Below are 17,774 nucleotides of genomic sequence, written 5' to 3'. Positions count from 1 at the left end.
TCCACTTTCTCCCGAAGCAGAAATGGCAGGGCATGCGGCCTCGACAGAGGTCGCGTGCCCTGTTCCGGTACCCGCACGCTCATCAAGGCTGCAGCAGTTTTTGCCAATCACTGCGAAGCGCGTCTGCGGAGCAGGTTGCGATGGCGAGGCTTTCAAGCGTGTCGGCTACCACCATCGTTGTCTGTGCATTGCTCTCGGCGACGCTGCCATCCGGCAACAGCGTGTTGTTTTCGAAGCCGACGCGCACGTGCCCGCCCAGCAAGGCCGCCGATGTAACGCAAGCTGCTTCCTGCGGTCCGAAGGCGCAAACCATGAAGTTCGAAAAGTCTGGCTGCCGTTCGCCAAGAAATGGCAGAAGGTCAATTGGCGCCGAGCGTTGCCCCTGCGTATAGCGACCGAGCACGTATAGAACCGGCAGGTCATTGAACGGCACGACGCCGCGTTGAATCAGGGCTTGCAGGTGAACAGCCTCCTCTGGGCTGTAGAGAATGATCTGGGGCGTGATTTTCTCCCGCGCCATGAATGCGAGCAGATCTGCAAAGCTCTTCTCGTGGCCGGCATCCGGCACGAATTCACGCAGCGCGAGAGACGCTGCTTCAGGCCGAACCTGCCGCACGATCTCGGCTTGAAACTCAGGCTCGTAAATGCCCAGCGCCTCGGTGGTGATCTGAAGGACCAATCTGTCGCCGACGGAAGCTCGAATTGCGCGGAGGGCTTCGCGATAGGCGTCCGCATCAAGCAGGTGCCTTTGGTCCCGGTCGCGCACATGGATGTGGAACATGGCGGCACCTGCATCCAGACATGCCGATGCACAGGCTGCGAGTTCCTCCGGTGTGATCGGAACGCCCGGGTGTCGGGTCTTGGCCAGCCGTCCGCCATTGGGTGCAACGGCGATGGCTGCCTGCTTCTTCTCGTTCAGGCGCAAAGACTTGTCCCCTTCTGCATCAGTCATCGGGCGGTTGCCACGTTGCATCATCTGATACACTCGTCTATTCGCGCTTGCCCGCTGGCGCAATGCGTCGAACGCGGGAGAAAATCAGGGGCTCTGCCGAGCCTTGGGGAGTCGCTCATGACGCGCATACTTCATCGCCAGATTGGTGGAAAACTGCCCATTGCTGTAGGCGGCCAGGGCGTGGAGATCATCGACCAGGACGGACGGCGTTACATCGATGCCTGCGGCGGCGCGGCGGTTTCGTGCCTGGGGCACGGCCATCCCGACATCATCGCAGCCATCAGCAGCCAGGCCGCGAAGATGGCCTATGCCCATACCGGATTCTTCACCAATGAACCGGCGGAGGAACTTGCGGCCCTGCTGGTTGAGAAGGCACCCTCCGGCATCAGCCATGCCTATTTCGTCTCCGGCGGGTCCGAAGCCAATGAGGCGGCCTTGAAGATGGCGCGGCAATATTTCGTGGAGAAGGGCGAGCCGCAGCGCAGCAAGATCATTGCACGGCGTCAGAGCTACCACGGCAACACGCTTGGTGCACTGGCAGCAGGCGGCAATGAGTGGCGCCGCGCGCAGTTTGCGCCGCTTCTTGTCGAAACGCACCACATCGGCCCCTGCTATGCCTATCGCTACCAGAAGCCGGGCGAAGGCGAGGAAGAATACGGTCTGCGCGCGGCCAATGAGCTGGAGACAAAGATCCTCGAGCTGGGCGCAGACAGTGTCATGGCTTTCCTGGCAGAACCGGTGGTGGGTGCAACGGCCGGTGCGGTTCCGGCAGTAAAAGGATATCTGAAGCGCGTCCGCGAGATTTGCGATCAGTACGGAGTTCTTCTGATCCTGGACGAAGTCATGTGCGGAATGGGGCGCACAGGAACGCTTTTCGCTTGCGAAGAGGATGATGTGGCGCCGGACATCGTGACCATCGCGAAAGGGCTCGGTGGCGGCTATCAGCCGATAGGCGCTGCGCTTCTCTCACAGAAGATCCATGACGCCTTCGCACATGGTTCGGGCTTCTTCCAGCATGGCCATACCTATATCGGTCATCCGACGGCATGCGCAGCCGCGCTGGCCGTGCAGAAGGTCATGGAGCGCGATAATCTCCTGCAGAATGTGCGCGATATGGGTGAATATCTGCGCCAGAAGCTCCATGAGCGCTTCGGCCAGAATCCAGTGATCGGCGATATTCGCGGACGTGGGCTGTTCATCGGCATCGAGCTGGTTTCGGATCGCGAGACCAAGGAACCGTTCGCACCCGCCCTCAAGCTTCATGCTGCCGTCAAACGCGAGGCGATGGCGCGCGGCCTGATGGTTTATCCGGGCGGCGGAACGATCGACGGCAGGCGTGGCGACCATATCCTTCTGGCACCGCCATTCATCATCAACAGGGAAATCGCCGATGAGATCGTCAGTCGACTGGACGGTGCCCTCTCGGCTGCTGTAAGTGCAGCTTCCTCAACGGGTTAGTTCGGTTTTGAGCCGACCTTATTCCGTATCAGAAAGCGCGGCAAATTGAGACGTGGAAGGGATCAGCGTTGACTAAAGTCGCTCCGCGGGACACCTTTCTTCTTTCAGGGTGCCGCCGCCGGCCAGATATCCCTGCACGCGGGTTTCTGACAGGGTCGGCAATCTGTCCGTTCAAGGACAACCCCAACTTCGACGTGCAAGTCAGATAGGGAGATAAACATGAAAGCTAACCGGTTTCTTGGTCTCGGCGTCGCCGCGGCACTGTTCGGCACGCTCTCTGCAGGCGTGGCCTCGGCACAGGACCAGCGCTTCGTGTCAGTTGGCACCGGTGGTGTGACCGGCGTCTACTACCCGGTCGGTGGTGCAATCTGCCGCCTCATGAACCAGACCCGCCGCGAGCACGGCATCCGCTGCTCGGTCGAATCCACGGGTGGATCGGTCTTCAACGTCAATGCCATCAAGGGCGGCGACCTTGAGTTTGGTGTCGTGCAGTCCGACGTGCAGTACAACGCCTATAATGGTGAAGCTGCTTTTGCCGACGGTGGCGCGCACGAAAACCTCCGTTCGGTCTTCTCGCTTCACGCTGAGCCGCTGACCGTTGTTGCACGCGCTGACGCTGATGTCTCTGCCTTCGACGATCTGAAGGGCAAGCGCGTCAATATCGGCAATCCGGGCTCCGGCCAGCGTGCACTCATGGACCTTCTCATCGCCGAGAAGGGCTGGACGAATGGCGATTTCTCGCTGGCGGCTGAACTTGCTCCCGCCGAGCAGGCTTCCGCGCTTTGCGACAACAATATCGACGCATTCGCCTATACGGTTGGCCATCCGGCAGGTGCCATCGAGGAAGCAACCACGACCTGCGACAGCGTTATCGTCTCGGTTGAAGGTGCAGACGTCGACAAGCTCGTCGAGAACAACCCTTACTATTTCAAGGCCACCATTCCGGGCGGCATGTACAAGGGTACGGATGAAGACGTGAACACCTTTGGTGTGGGTGCGACCCTCGTCACCTCTGCAGATGTTCCGGAAGACGTTGTCTACACCTTCGTGCAGTCCGTTTTCGAGAACTTCGACTCCTTCAAGAGCCTGCATCCCGCACTGGCAAATCTGACGCCTGAGCAGATGGTCGGCCAGGGTAACTCCGCTCCGGTGCATCCGGGTGCCGAGAAGTACTACAAGGAAAAGGGCTGGCTCTGATAGCCTGACCTTGGGGCGCCCTTTCGGGGCGCCCTTTTTCGCTCTGGCCTCAGGGGGTGAGGCGGAGCAAACACCAGATACAGTTCTGACGGGGACATCAGATGGCCGACAATCAGAAAAACACGGAAGGCACCGGCGGACCACTCTCCAATGACGATCTGCAGGATCTTGTCGCCTCCAGCGATACGGGCGCACGCAGCCCGGTGGGATCTGCAGGATATGTCATTGCTGGCGTCGCACTTTGCTGGTCGCTTTTTCAGCTCTATATCGCCTCTCCACTGCCTTTCATGCTGTCGAGCCTGACGGGTCTGTCTCTTGTCCTGAACGACGCGCAGACGCGCGCAATTCACCTCGCATTCGGCCTGTTCCTGGCCTACATGGCTTTCCCCGCGCTCTCGTCCAGCCCGCGTGACCGCATCCCCGTACAGGATTGGGTGCTGGCGATTCTGGCGGCCTGTTCCGCGCTCTACATTTTCGTCTTCTACCGTGACCTGGCCCAGCGGCCCGGCCTGCCCATCACGCAGGACCTGATCGTGGCAGGGATGGGGATGCTTCTCCTGCTTGAGGCCACCCGCCGCGCGCTTGGCCCGCCGCTCGTCATCGTTGCAGTGATTTTCCTGCTATACGTCTTCTTCGGCTCGTCACCCATTGTGCCCGATATCATCCGCTGGGGCGGCGCTTCCTTCAGCCGCGCCATGGACCAGATGTGGCTGTCGCCCAATGGTGTCTTTGGTGTCGCGCTGGGTGTATCGTCGGCCTTCGTTTTCCTGTTCGTCCTGTTCGGCTCGATGCTCGATCGGGCAGGGGCTGGCAATTTCTTCATCAAGCTGGCTTTCGCTCTGCTCGGTCACCTGCGCGGTGGACCCGCCAAGGCCGCGGTTCTGGCCTCGATGATGACCGGCCTGATCTCCGGTTCCTCCATCGCCAATGTGGTGACCACTGGCACCTTCACCATCCCGCTCATGAAACGCGTCGGCTTCAAGCCGGAGCGTGCGGGTTCGGTCGAGGTGGCAAGTTCGGTGAACGGCCAGATCATGCCGCCGGTCATGGGTGCAGCCGCATTCCTGATGGTTGAATATGTGGGTATTTCCTACCTGCAGGTCATCAAGCATGCCTTCCTGCCTGCAGTGATCTCATATATTGCCCTGCTTTATCTCGTGCATCTGGAAGCCGTGAAAAACGACATGCCGATGCTGGAGAAGCGCCAGACGCATCCGGCAACCGTTGCACTGCTGCGTGCGGGCATCACCATCGCCTCCATCGTCATCCTCGCCGGCGCAATCTACTACGCGATTGCCGCCGTGCGTTACGTAATGCCGGGCATCTCAGCGCCGGTCCTCATTCTCGCGCTGCTCGGTATCTACGTGGCGCTGGTGTGGTACGCGGCGCAAACGCCCGATCTCGAACTGGATGATCCCAACGCACCAGTGGTGGAACTGCCCATCGCCACGGAAGTGCTGCGTACCGGCCTGCACTACCTGCTGCCGCTCGTCGTGCTGGTCTGGTTCCTCATGATCGAGCGTTCTTCGCCCGGGCTTTCCGCCTTCTACGCAGTCCTGCTCCTGATCGTCATCATCCTGACCCAGAAGCCGCTCAAGGCGCTTTTCCGCGGCCTGCAGTCATCGCAACAGGTCGCTGCCTTCCGCGAAGGCTTCGAGGACCTTGTCGCAGGTCTCATCACCGGTGCGCGCAACATGATCGGCATCGCCTGTGCAACGGCTGCTGCCGGCATCATTGTCGGCACCGTCACGCTGACGGGCATCGGGCAGGTCATGGCCGAGTTCGTGGAGTTCCTCTCCGGCGGCAACATCTTCCTGATCCTGGTCTTCACCGCACTTATCTCGCTGGTACTGGGCATGGGCCTGCCGACCACGGCAAACTACATCGTGGTCTCCTCGCTCATGGCGCCGGTCATCGTGCAACTCGGTGCAGCCAACGGTGTGCTGATCCCGCTCATCGCGGCTCACATGTTCGTCTTCTATTTCGGCATCATGGCCGACGTGACGCCACCGGTGGGGCTCGCCTCCTTTGCGGCAGCCGCCGTGTCGGGCGGTGATCCGCTGAAGACGGGCTTTACCGCCTTCTTCTACTCGTTGCGCACGGTGCTGCTGCCCTTCATCTTCGTCTTCAACACGGACCTGTTGTTGATCGATGTGAGCTGGCTGGGCGCAATCTGGATATTCTGCCTGGCAACCGTGGCCATGCTCATATTCGCAGCCGCAACCCAGGGCTTCTTCATGGTGAAGAACCGTCTGTGGGAATCGGCAGCTCTGCTGCTCGTCACCTTCATGCTTCTGCGTCCGGGCTTCTTCCTCGACCTGGTGCAGGACCCGTACAATCAGGTCGAGCCGCAGCAGATCTTCGAGGCGGTCGAAGCCGAGCCGGACAATGGCGAGATCCGGCTCGTCATCCAGGGGCCAAGTTTCGAAAATCCCGACCAGATGATAGATCGCACCATGGCATTTGGCCTTGGTGAGGCAGGTACAGACGGGCAGGCCCGCTTCGAACAGGCGATTGGTCTGCCGGTGCGCATCGAGAACGGTATTGTCATTCTGGATGAGCCCATGGACATGAACAGTCTTGCAGGCAAGACCCTGTCGAACATGGACTTCTACATGGATGAGCCCGTGCAGATTACTGCCGTGGAAGTGAGCGCGGAGCGCATGCCGCGTGAAGTTTTCTACATCCCGGCACTTCTGCTGCTTGGCCTGGTGGTCTTCCTGCAACGCCGTCGTGGGGGCACCCTTGCCGGCAATCCCCGTCCGGCCACTGCTTGAGGAGAGCCCTGATGTACAAGGACATCCTGGTATCGCTAGATCTTGGAAATGCCGAAACCGAAATGCGCGCATTGGAGACCGCGGTCGAATATGCGCGCAGTTTCGGAAGTCGCCTGCACATCATGACGGTGGTGCCCGATTACGGCATGTCGATCGTGGGCGGCTTCTTTCCCAAGGAGCATGAGCAGAAGGCGATCGACTCCACGAATGCGGCTCTTCACGAGTTCACGAAGAAGCACGTGCCGGCCGAGGTGAAGCATCGCCACATCGTCGGCCACGGCTCGATCTATCGCGAGATCCTGAAATACAGCGAGAAGATCAAGGCCGACCTGATCGTGCTGTCGGCCAAGAGGCCGGGGCCGGAAGATTATCTTCTGGGCCCCAATGCCGCCCGCGTCGTGCGCCACGCACAGATATCGGTTTTGGTCGTCCGATAGGGGATAAGCGCTCTATTACGGATCATCCGGCCGCGTCAGTTTCCTGCTGGCGCGGCCGTGCTTTTTCTGACGATGAGTTCAACCTCGAGAATTTCGTCCCCAACCGCCGGACTTTGCTTCTCGATCTGTGAAAGCAGCAATTCGGCAGCCTTCGTGCCAAGCTTGTGGCGTGGCTGATGAATGGTCGTGAGCGGCGGGATGTAGTAACGGGCAATGTCGATGTCGTCGAAGCCGACGACGGATACATCCTGCGGCACGCTCAGACCGTGCAGGCTGAGCTGCGAGATGAAGCCGAATGCCATCTGGTCGCTGGCGCAGAAAACGGCACTTGGCCGTTCCTTGAGCTTCAGCCATTTCTCCGCGGCTTCAGCGCCTGACTGGAGCGAGAAGTCGCCCTGGAAGAACCAGTCATCGCGAATGGGCAGCTCAAGCGCATTCAGGCTCTTGCGTGTGCCTTCAAGCCGCGTGGTGGTAAGCACATTTCCATCCGGCCCAGCGACATGCCCGATTCTGCGGTGGCCCAGCGCAACCAGATGCTGCACGGCCAGACAAGCGCCTGACTGGTTGTTGATCGCGACATGAGGCAGGTCGGATCCATCGGCCCACTCGCAGGCAAAGACAAGGGGTGGTTGTCCGCCGCCCGGGCGGTGGCGCGACAGAAAGTCACCTGCAAGCGCCCCGTCGAGCGAGATGAAACCGTCCGCCCGCGTGCCATTCAGATGCATCACGATGCGCTCTGGCTCCATCCCGGGCTGCTTCGTGTCGACGAAGAGCACGGAATAGCCGCGCGCGGCCGTGGCGTTCTCGATGCCTGCAAGTATGCGCGAGAAGAACGGATTTCCAAGGTCGGGAACCAGCACCATGATGGCACCGGTACGCTGCCGGCGCAGATTGCTGGCAGTCACGTTTACCTGATAGCCGGTGGACCGGATGGCTTCCAAAACCGTGTTGCGCGTTGCGTCAGACACTTTCTCGGGGCTGCTTATCGCGCGACTGACAGTGGCTGTGGATACACCCGCGGCAAGCGCAACATCCTGAATGGTTACGGTTTTTCTGTCCAAGATTTTGCCTGGTCTGCAGCGCGGCCACACCGGCATTCGCGCCTGTTTCTGAAAAGTGCTTGACACTTTCCTGACGACAAATCAAGCTGCCATGTAATCGATTGCAAGACGCGTAAACGGGCGTTTCAATCGATTACATCGGTAGGAGGCCGGTGTTTTCGGGTTTTCACACCCTTCTGGGAGGATGGAATGAAATCTGTAAAGTCGCTTCTGGCTGCATCCACGATGCTTGCAGCCGCAACCGCCGTCAATGCCGCCGATGTGGAGGTCACCCATTGGTGGACGTCCGGCGGTGAAGCTGCTGCCGTGGCCGAGTTCGCCAAGGCGTTCGAGGAAAAGACTGATCACAAATGGGTGGATGGTGCCATCGCCGGTTCCGGTGGTACGGCTCGCCCGATCATGATCAGCCGCATCACCGGCGGCGATCCCATGGGTGCCACGCAGTTCAACCACGGCCGCCAGGCCGAGGAGCTGGTTGAGGCTGGCCTGATGCGCGACCTCACCGAGATCGCGGAAAAGGAAGGTTGGAAGGATGTCGTCAAGCCGTCGAGCCTGCTCGACAGCTGTACGCTTGATGGAAAGATCTACTGCGTACCGGTGAACATCCACTCCCAGCAGTGGCTCTGGCTCTCGCACAAGGCGTTCGCGGATGCCGGTGTTGATGTGCCGACCAATTGGGAAGAATTCGTTGCAGCCGCGCCGGCACTTGAGGAAGCAGGCAAGATCCCGCTCGCCATGGGCCAGCAGCCCTGGCAGACCACGCTCGCCTTTCAGGTTCTCCTGACGGCGCTGGCCGGGCCGGATGCCTATACCCGCATCTTTGGCGACAAGGACGCCGAATTCGCCGGCGGCGAAGAACTCGCCAAGGTCTTCGAGGCCGCCGCAAAGGCGCGTGAAATGTCGGCCAAGTCGAATATCCAGGAGTGGAACCAGGCAACCAGCATGGTCATCAATGGCGAGGCCGGCGGCCAGATCATGGGCGACTGGGCGCAGGGTGAGTTCCAGGTGGCCGGCCAGACAGCCGGTGAGGACTATACCTGCCTGCCGGGCCTCGGCGTGAACGAGGTCATCCAGACCGGTGGCGATGCCTTCTATTTCCCCGTGGTGGATGATGAAGAGGTTGCTGCAGCCCAGCTTGAGCTGGCATCGGTCATGATGTCACCCGACACCCAGGTCGCCTTCAACCTCAAGAAGGGTTCGCTGCCGGTGCGTGGCGATGTCGATCTTGAAGCTGCCAATGACTGCATGCGCAAGGGCCTCGACATCCTTGCCAAGGGCAACATCATCCAGGCGCCCGACCAGCTCATGTCCGCGGACTCGCTCACCCAGGTCAACGACCTGTTCGTCGAGTTCTTCAATTCGCCGGACATGAGCGCTGAAGATGCACAGAAGCGTTTCGCCGATCTGATCGCCAACGCCGACTGATCGTCTGAACTTGGCCGGCGTGACTTGCGCGCCGGCCAGCTTCTCCTGTCTTCAAGAATTCCAAGCATTGAGGTGCGGGCATGGCTGCGACGCGCAGGCCGCCGACTTTGTTCAGGAACCTGAACGCCAAGATCGCGGCAATACCGATGATCCTGACTGCTCTAGTCGTCTTTGTGGGCGGAACAGCCTGGACTGTCGTCTATTCCTTCACCAATTCGCGCCTGCTGCCGCGCGAGAAATTTGTCGGTCTGGATCAGTATGAGCGGCTCTGGTCGAGCAACAAATGGCTGATCTCCATCGAGAACCTGTTCATCTACGGCATTTGCTCGCTGGTTCTCTCGCTTATCATCGGCTTCGTTCTGGCAGCCCTTCTCGACCAGAAAATCCGCTTCGAAAACACGTTCCGCACGATCCTGCTCTATCCCTTCGCGCTGTCCTTCATCGTGACGGGACTGGTGTGGCAGTGGATCCTCAACCCGCAATTCGGCATCCAGGCCGTAGTGCGTTCGCTGGGCTTTGAAAGCTTTTCATTCGATCCGCTCTATAACCCCGACATCGTGATTTACGGCATCCTCATCGCTGGCCTCTGGCAGTCCACGGGTCTCATCATGTGCCTGATGCTGGCTGGCCTTCGCGGTATCGACGAGGACATCTGGAAAGCCGCTCGCATCGACGGGATCCCGATGTGGAAGACCTATCTGTTCATCGTCATCCCGATGATGAGGCCTGTCTTCATCACCACGCTTGTCATCATCGCTTCGGGCATCGTGCGGGTCTACGACCTGGTGGTGGCGCAAACCTCAGGCGGACCCGGCATCTCGTCAGAAGTTCCCGCGAAATATGTCTATGACGCGATGTTCCTGTCGCAGAATCTCGGGCAGGGCTTTGCCGGCTCCACCATGATGCTTCTGGCCGTGATCATCGTGATCGTGCCCTGGGCCTATCTCGAATTCGGCGGGAGGAAGCGTCATGTCTAATACCGGCGCATTGAACATCGCGGCCGCCGGCGCTGATGCTGCCGCGCACGACCTGGCCGGTCCCCGCGGGGCACGCCCGAAGCGCGCGCTCTCCGGTCGCAACATCATGATCTATGGCACGCTGGCGGTCGTCTCGCTCTACTACCTGCTGCCGCTTTACGTGATGATGGTGACGTCGCTTAAGGGCATGCCGGAAATCCGTATGGGCAACATCTTTGCCCCGCCCATGGAGATCACCTTCGAACCTTGGGTGAAGGCCTGGGCAACAGCCTGCACGGGGCTGAACTGCGAAGGTTTGTCCCGCGGCTTCTGGAACTCGGTGCGCATCACCGTTCCCTCGGTGTTCCTTTCCATAGCCATTGCGTCGATCAACGGCTACGCACTCGCCAATTGGCGCTTCAAGGGCGCGAACCTGTTCTTCACGATCCTGATCGTCGGCGCCTTCATCCCCTATCAGGTGATGCTCTATCCGCTGGTCATCATCCTGCGTGAAATGGGCCTTTACGGCAGCCTTACCGGCCTTGTTCTCGTGCATTCGGTCTTCGGCATGCCGATCCTGACGCTGCTCTTCCGCAACTATTTCACCTCCGTGCCGGAGGAGCTTTTCAAGGCCGCCCGCGTCGATGGTGCCGGTTTCTGGGGCATCTATTTCAAGATCATGCTGCCCATGAGCCTGCCGATCTTCGTGGTCGCCATGATCATCCAGATCACCGGCATCTGGAACGACTTCCTTTTCGGTGTCGTCTACACCAAGCCCGACCTCTATCCGATGACGGTTCAGCTCAACAATATCGTCAATTCGGTCCAGGGCGTGAAGGAATACAACGTCAATATGGCGGCCACCATCATCACGGGGCTCGTGCCGCTGATCGTCTATTTCGCATCCGGAAAACTCTTCGTCCGCGGCATCGCCGCAGGCGCGGTGAAAGGGTAGGGCATGTCCAGCGTACTCATCAATGATCTGTCTCTCTCCTTCGGCGAGGTCAGCGTTCTTCAGAACCTCGATCTGGAGATCGGCAAGGGCGAGTTTCTGGTGCTTCTGGGATCGTCCGGCTGCGGCAAGTCCACCTTGCTCAACTGCATCGCCGGACTGCTCGACATCACCGACGGGCAGATCTTCATCAATGGCCGCAATGTCACCTGGGAGCAGCCCAAGGATCGCGGCATAGGCATGGTGTTCCAGTCCTATGCGCTCTATCCGCAGATGACGGTGGAGGGAAACCTCGCCTTCGGCCTGAAGAATGCGGGTCTGCCCAAGGACGAGATTGCCAAGCGCATCGCACGCGCAGCCGAAATCCTGCATATCGAGCCGCTGTTGAAGCGCAAGCCCGCCCAGCTTTCCGGCGGCCAGCGCCAGCGCGTGGCCATCGGGCGGGCGCTGGTGCGCGATGTGGATGTCTTCCTTTTCGACGAACCGCTGTCGAACCTTGATGCCAAGTTGCGTGCGGAACTGCGCGTGGAAATCAAGCGGCTCCATCAGCAGCTTGAGAACACGACCATGATCTATGTCACCCACGACCAGATCGAAGCCATGACGCTGGCCGATCGCATCGCCATCATGCGCGGCGGTGCCATCCAGCAGCTGGCCGATCCGGCGACCATCTACAACAAGCCGGTCAACAAATATGTCGCGGGCTTCATCGGCTCGCCCAGCATCAATTTCGTCGAGGGGGAAGTGCATCCCAACGGCGTACCCTATTTCAAGGCCGGTGGCTTCGAAGTGCCGCTGGAACGCTACGAATTTGCCGGAAATGGCCCCGAGGGCGGCAAGGCAAGCTTCGGTATTCGCCCCGAACATGTCTTCATGGGACGTGCTGCCGAAGGACTTCCCTACCAGGCAGAGACGACCGTTGAGGTGATCGAGCCCATGGGCGCGGATACGCTCGTCTGGTCACGGCTTCACGGCCACGAATTGCGCTTCCGGGTGGACGGCCAGACCTCGCTTTTGAAAGGCGAGGTGGTGCCGATCGGTTTCGATCCTGCACGCGCCTCGATCTTTGACGCAAACACGGAGGCGCGGCTCTAGCGCCTTCCGGACAATCCAATTGAACCAACTGGCGTGCCCTTTTCGGCCGCCTCTGTGCGGAGTTGAATGATGATCGATTTTTCCTACCAGCTTTACTCTTCCCGTGAGTTTCCGCCGCTTGCAGACACGCTGAAGCTGTTGAAATCGCTGGGCTATGGCCAGGTTGAAGGCTATGGCGGCGTCTATTCCGATCTCCCGGCTCTCAAGGCCGCGCTTGACGCGACGGGTCTGAAAATGACCACCGGCCATTTCGGCCTCGACATGATCGAGGGGGAGCCGGAAAAGGTGCTGGATATCGCCAACACCGTCGGCATGAAAGCCGTCTTTTGCCCGTTCCTGACGCCCGATCAGCGCCCGCAAGATGCCGCAGGCTACGCCCGCTTCGGTGAGCGGCTGCAAAAGGCTGGCGAGAGGTTGAAGGAAGGCGGTCTCTCCTTTGGCTGGCACAATCACGATTTCGAGTTTCGCGCGCTGCCCGATGGCTCCATCCCACAGGAAGAGATGTTCCGCGGCGGGCCGGATCTGCCCTGGGAAGCCGATATTGCCTGGATCGTGCGCGGCGGTGGCGATCCGCTCGAGTGGATCGAGAAGCACGGTGATCGCATCATCGCCATTCACGTGAAGGATATAGCGCCTGAAGGTGAGTGCGAGGATGAAGACGGCTGGGCCGATGTCGGCACCGGCACCATGGACTGGAAAGCCATCATGGATGCCGTGCGCACGCGCACCAACACCCGCTTCTTCGTCATGGAGCATGACAAGCCGAATGATCACGAGCGCTTTGCGCGCCGCTCGATCGAAAACGCCAAGCAATATTGAGGAGCCCATCATGACGAAGACACTCGGCGTCGGCATCATCGGATGCGGCAATATTTCGGCGGCCTATATGAAACTCTCGCCGCTTTTCCGCGGCATCGAGGTTCGCGCCTGCGCAGACGTGAACCCGGAAGCGGCCAAGGCGCGCGCAGAGGAGTTCAAGCTGCGTCAGGAGACGGTGGACGGGCTTTTGGCATCCGATGATATCGATATCATCGTCAATCTCACCATCCCCTCCGCACATTACGAAATCTCGCGGCGCGCCATCGAGGCGGGCAAGCATGTCTACTCCGAAAAGCCCTTCGTGCTTTCGGTGGAGGAGGGGCAGGCGCTTGCAAAGGCTGCCGAGGAGAAGGGCGTTCGCGTTGGTTCGGCACCCGACACCTTCCTTGGTGGCGCGCATCAGCTGGCCCGCCACATCGTCGACAGCGGCCAGATCGGCAAGATCGTCAGCGGCACCTGCCATGTGATGAGCCACGGCATGGAGCACTGGCATCCAAATCCGGACTTCTTCTTCCTGCCCGGAGCCGGTCCCGTGCTTGATGTCGGACCCTATTACGTCACCAACCTTATCCAGCTCATCGGGCCGGTGAGGCGGGTAGGTGCGCTGTCTTCGATCCCGGCGAAGGAGCGCACCATTCTTTCCGAGCCGCGCAAGGGCGAGAAAATTCCTGTCGAGACGCCGACGACCATTCATGCGGTGTTGGAATTCGAGAGTGGTGCGATCATCACGCTCGGCGCAAGCTGGGATGTCTGGCACCACAAGCATTCCAACATGGAGCTCTATGGCGAGAAGGGCTCCTTGCATGTGCCCGACCCGAATTTCTTCGGTGGCGATCTCGCGGTGACCGAGGAAGGAAATCTTCTGGATGAACTGCCAGATTGGCCGCACCCCTTCGCTGTGCCCAATCAGGGGCTTGAAGAAGGCCGTCCGCTGGCCAATTATCGCGCAGCCGGTTTGGCCGACATGGCGCAAGCCATACTGGAGGGCCGGCCACATCGCTGTTCACTGGAAATGTCGCTTCACGCCATCGACGTGATGACGTCCATCCTCAAATCAGGTGAAACGGGCAGCTTCGTCACGCTGCAGACCACATGCGAACGCCCAGCGGCGCTCGGCGTGGATGCGGCAGGGAACCTGCTCGCAGAAAAGGAACTCGCATGACCTGGCAACCCGCCGAAAACCGCTACGACAACATGGTCTATCGCCGCTGTGGCCGTTCGGGCCTCAAGCTGCCGGCGATTTCGCTTGGCCTGTGGCACAATTTCGGAGAAGACGCGACCCACGCTAACAAGCGCGCCATCTGCCGCAAGGCATTCGACCTGGGCATCACCCATTTCGATCTGGCCAACAATTACGGCCCGCCTCCCGGTTCCGCGGAGGTGGCTTTCGGCGAGATCCTGCGGACCGATTTTGCAGGTTATCGCGACCAGCTCATCATCTCGTCAAAGGCCGGCTACGACATGTGGCCTGGACCTTACGGCGAGTGGGGCAGCCGCAAATATCTGATCGCGAGCTGCGACCAGAGCCTGAAGCGCATGGGCCTCGACTATGTCGACATCTTCTACTCCCACCGCTTCGACCCCGAAACGCCGCTTGAAGAGACGATGATGGCGCTCGACCATATCGTGCGTTCCGGCCGCGCGCTCTATGTCGGCATCTCGTCCTACAACGCACAGCGCACCCGCGAGGCAGCCGCCATTCTGAAGGAGCTTGGCACGCCGTGCCTGATCCATCAGCCGAGCTATTCCATGATCAATCGCTGGGTCGAGGATGACGGGCTTCTGGATGCGCTGGACGATCTTGGCATCGGCTCCATCGTCTTCTCGCCGCTGGCGCAGGGCATGCTGACCGACAAATATCTGAACGGCATCCCGGAGGAGAGCCGTGCGGCACAGGGCAAGTCGCTTCGCAACGAGTTCCTGAACGAGCGCAACATCAACAATATCCGCGGCCTGAACGAGATCGCAAAGAAGCGCGGTCAGACGCTGGCGCAGATGGCGCTGGCCTGGGCACTGCGCGGTGGCCGCGTAACCACGGCGCTTATCGGTGCATCCAAGCCCTCACAGGTGGAAGACTGCGTCGGTGCACTCGGCAATCTCGATTTCACCGATGCTGAGCTGGCCGAGATCGACACCTTCGCCCGCGATGCCGACATCAATCTGTGGGCCGCGTCGGCCGAACGAAAGGGTCCAAAACGCAAATGATCGTCAACCCCATCCTGCCCGGCTTCAATCCTGATCCGTCCATCTGCAGGGTGGGGGACGACTACTATATCGCGACATCAACCTTCGAGTGGTATCCGGGTGTCCAGATCCACCACTCGAAGGATCTGGTGAACTGGCGGCTCGCCAAACGCCCGCTGGCGCGCAAGTCCCAGCTCGACATGCGCGGCAATCCCGATTCCGGTGGTATCTGGGCGCCGTGCCTGTCTTACGCCGACGGGCTGTTCTGGCTGGTCTACACCGATGTGAAACGCATCGACGGCAACTTCAAGGACGCGCACAATTACATCGTCACGTCGCCAACAATAGAAGGCCCCTGGTCCGATCCGGTCTATGTGAATTCTTCCGGCTTTGACCCCTCGCTTTTTCATGATGAAGACGGGCGCAAATGGTTCCTCAACCTGGTCTGGAACCACCTGACGGAATCCGTTGGCGGCAATCCCAAGCATCCGGCCTTCGGTGGTATCCTGCTGCAAGAATATGATGCGAAAGCCGGCAAGCTGGTGGGCGAGGTGAAGAATATCTTCGCCGGCAGTCCGCACGGTCTGACCGAAGGCCCGCATCTCTTCAAGCGCGATGGCTGGTATTATCTGACCGTTGCGGAGGGCGGCACCGGTTACGACCATGCGGTTACCATGGCGCGCTCGCGCCAGATCGATGGGCCATATGAGCTTCATCCCGATGCGCATCTGATCACCGCGAAGGATGATCCCGAAGCACCATTGCAGCGTGCCGGCCACGGCCAGATGGTCGAGACGCCTTCGGGCGAGGTCTATCACACGCATCTGTGCTCGCGCCCGCTGCCGGGCACCCGCCGCTCGCCTCTGGGGCGGGAGACGGCGATCCAGAAATGCGTCTGGAAAGATGATGGCTGGCTTTATCTGGAACAGGGCGGTGTCGTGCCCTCGGTCGAAGTGCCTGCACCGGAAGGTGCGGCGGAGCCTCAACGGCCCGAGCCCATTCGATACGACTTCACCGACACCACGCTTCCGCGCGATTTCCAGTGGCTGCGTACACCCGAACCCGACCGCATCTTCACGCTGACCGGCAGCGCGCTTCGCCTCCATGCACGCGAATCCATTGGCAGCTGGTTCGAGCAGGCGCTGGTGGCGCGCAGGCAGGAGCATTTCACCTTCCGCGCTGAAACGCGGCTGGAATTCGCGCCAGCCAATTACCAGCAGATGGCTGGCATCACGCACTACTATAACCGCCACAAATTCCACTTTCTTGGCGTCACCTGGAATGCAGATCAGGGCCGCGTTCTGACGATCCTGAGCTGCCCCGGCGAATGGCCGGACGGGCGCCTGTCATTTCCGCTGGCAAAGCCGGTGAAGCTGCCGGATGGCCCGGTTGAACTGGCCGCCGAGGTCAATGAGGCCGAGCTGCAGTTTTACTTCCGCAACGGCGATGAGGATTGGCAGGCAATCGGCCCTGTCCTGGATGCCAGCGTTATCTCCGACGAAGGCGGGCGGGGCGAGCATGCCTCCTTCACCGGTGCCTTCATCGGCATGGCCGCCTTTGATACGAGCGGCAGCGCCATCCCCGCCGATTTCACTAAATTCTCCTATGCACCCGGAGAGGGGGCATGAAGAGTTTCCTCGAAATCTACGACTTCGGGACGCAGACAAGCCGCACGGTCTGGCAGACTCCCGATCACGTGGAAGCGCCCAACTGGTCGCCTGATGGCAGCTTTCTGGTGTTCAATGGCTCAGGCCTGATCTACCGGCTCGATCTGTCCGAGGATGCGCAGCCGGTGCGTATCGACACCGGCTTTGCCACGGGCTGCAACAATGATCACGGCATTTCGCCCGACGGATTGCTTCTTGTCATCTCCGACAAGACGGAGACTGGAAAGTCCTGCATCTACACCCTGCCAATCGATGGCGGAACGCCGCAGCGGGTAACCGAAGAAGTGCCATCCTGGTGGCATGGCTGGTCGCCGGATGGCAGTCGCCATGCCTACACGGCGGTCCGTGACGGCACATTCATGATCTGCACATGTGCGGTCGATGGCGGGAACGAAATACAGGTTGTCGGAGGCGGCGGGCACTATGATGGGCCGGATTATACACCCGACGGCCAATGGATATGGTTCAACTCCGACCGCGAGGGCGGCATGCAGCTTTGGCGCGTGCGCCCCGATGGCTCGGACCTGCAGAAAATGACCGATGATGAGCGCGTGAACTGGTTCCCCCATCCCTCTCCGGACGGGAAACAGGTCCTTTACCTTGCCTACGAGGAAGGCACAGAAGGCCATCCCGCCGACCGTGAGGTCGAGCTGCGGTTGATGCCGGCTGAAGGAGGCGCGCCGCGCACACTCATCTCTCTTTTTGGCGGGCAGGGCACGATCAATGTGCCGTGCTGGTCACCGGATTCGGGAAGTATCGCCTATGTCCGCTACGCGCGGACATGATTAAAACAA

General features: G+C 60.2%; 15 protein-coding genes. 13 read left to right on the top strand and 2 right to left on the bottom strand.

Annotated elements, in window-relative coordinates:
• Positions 1-82: 82 nt before the first annotated feature.
• Positions 83-952 (bottom strand): beta-keto acid cleavage family enzyme, encoded by an 870-nt coding sequence (locus EL18_RS09555; protein WP_051914195.1) that lies wholly within the window; start codon positions 950-952, stop codon positions 83-85.
• Positions 953-1,069: 117 nt separating this feature from the next.
• On the opposite strand from EL18_RS09555, the gene EL18_RS09550 reads away from it, so the two are divergent.
• From EL18_RS09550 to EL18_RS09535, 4 genes are all read left to right on the top strand, one after another.
• Positions 1,070-2,410 carry an aspartate aminotransferase family protein gene (locus tag EL18_RS09550; RefSeq protein ID WP_036482265.1) on the top strand — a complete coding sequence of 447 codons (1,341 nt, stop codon included), beginning with the start codon at positions 1,070-1,072 and terminating at the stop codon, positions 2,408-2,410.
• A 219-nt stretch (positions 2,411-2,629) separates the two neighbouring features.
• A complete protein-coding gene (locus EL18_RS09545; protein WP_036482262.1) occupies positions 2,630-3,607 on the top strand; it encodes a TAXI family TRAP transporter solute-binding subunit in 978 nt (325 codons plus the stop codon).
• A 101-nt stretch (positions 3,608-3,708) separates the two neighbouring features.
• Positions 3,709-6,384 carry a TRAP transporter permease gene (locus EL18_RS09540; RefSeq protein WP_036482261.1) on the top strand — a complete coding sequence of 892 codons (2,676 nt, stop codon included), beginning with the start codon at positions 3,709-3,711 and terminating at the stop codon, positions 6,382-6,384.
• Positions 6,385-6,395: 11 nt separating this feature from the next.
• Positions 6,396-6,821, top strand: coding sequence for a universal stress protein (locus tag EL18_RS09535; RefSeq protein WP_036482260.1), 426 nt, complete (start codon positions 6,396-6,398; stop codon positions 6,819-6,821).
• Between the two features lie 35 nt (positions 6,822-6,856).
• Here EL18_RS09535 and EL18_RS09530 read toward each other — a convergent pair whose 3' ends face one another.
• A complete protein-coding gene (locus EL18_RS09530) occupies positions 6,857-7,918 on the bottom strand; it encodes a LacI family DNA-binding transcriptional regulator (protein ID WP_200875512.1) in 1,062 nt (353 codons plus the stop codon).
• Between the two features lie 153 nt (positions 7,919-8,071).
• Here EL18_RS09530 and EL18_RS09525 point away from each other — a divergent pair, with 153 nt between their 5' ends.
• From EL18_RS09525 to EL18_RS09485, 9 genes are all read left to right on the top strand, one after another.
• Entirely contained in the window at positions 8,072-9,307 is a 1,236-nt protein-coding gene (locus EL18_RS09525; RefSeq protein WP_036482258.1) for an ABC transporter substrate-binding protein, read from the top strand.
• An 80-nt stretch (positions 9,308-9,387) separates the two neighbouring features.
• On the top strand, positions 9,388-10,284 hold the full coding sequence (locus EL18_RS09520) for a carbohydrate ABC transporter permease (protein ID WP_036482256.1): 897 nt from the start codon (positions 9,388-9,390) through the stop codon (positions 10,282-10,284).
• Positions 10,277-11,218, top strand: a complete 942-nt coding sequence (locus EL18_RS09515) for a carbohydrate ABC transporter permease (RefSeq protein ID WP_036482253.1) — start codon at positions 10,277-10,279, stop codon at positions 11,216-11,218. The genes EL18_RS09520 and EL18_RS09515 overlap by 8 nt, the downstream gene beginning before the upstream one ends.
• Before the next feature lie 3 nt (positions 11,219-11,221).
• Entirely contained in the window at positions 11,222-12,310 is a 1,089-nt protein-coding gene (locus EL18_RS09510) for an ABC transporter ATP-binding protein (protein WP_036482250.1), read from the top strand.
• A 69-nt stretch (positions 12,311-12,379) separates the two neighbouring features.
• Positions 12,380-13,129: a sugar phosphate isomerase/epimerase family protein gene (locus EL18_RS09505; protein WP_036484430.1), complete on the top strand. Its 750-nt coding sequence runs from the start codon at positions 12,380-12,382 to the stop codon at positions 13,127-13,129.
• A gap of 10 nt (positions 13,130-13,139) precedes the next feature.
• Positions 13,140-14,291, top strand: a complete 1,152-nt coding sequence (locus tag EL18_RS09500; protein WP_036482247.1) for a Gfo/Idh/MocA family protein — start codon at positions 13,140-13,142, stop codon at positions 14,289-14,291.
• A complete protein-coding gene (gene mgrA, locus EL18_RS09495; RefSeq protein ID WP_036482244.1) occupies positions 14,288-15,334 on the top strand; it encodes an L-glyceraldehyde 3-phosphate reductase in 1,047 nt (348 codons plus the stop codon). The genes EL18_RS09500 and mgrA overlap by 4 nt, the downstream gene beginning before the upstream one ends.
• A complete protein-coding gene (locus EL18_RS09490) occupies positions 15,331-16,941 on the top strand; it encodes a glycoside hydrolase family 43 protein (RefSeq protein ID WP_036482241.1) in 1,611 nt (536 codons plus the stop codon). Before mgrA ends, EL18_RS09490 begins: the two co-directional genes overlap by 4 nt.
• Positions 16,938-17,765, top strand: coding sequence for a TolB family protein (locus EL18_RS09485; RefSeq protein WP_036482238.1), 828 nt, complete (start codon positions 16,938-16,940; stop codon positions 17,763-17,765). The genes EL18_RS09490 and EL18_RS09485 overlap by 4 nt, the downstream gene beginning before the upstream one ends.
• Positions 17,766-17,774: the final 9 nt, after the last annotated feature.

Origin of the sequence: Nitratireductor basaltis, from assembly GCF_000733725.1 — a bacterium.
GTDB lineage: Bacteria > Pseudomonadota > Alphaproteobacteria > Rhizobiales > Rhizobiaceae > Chelativorans > Chelativorans basaltis.
Note: the sequence above shows the minus strand (reverse complement) of the source record. Positions and strands in the feature narration are given on the sequence as shown.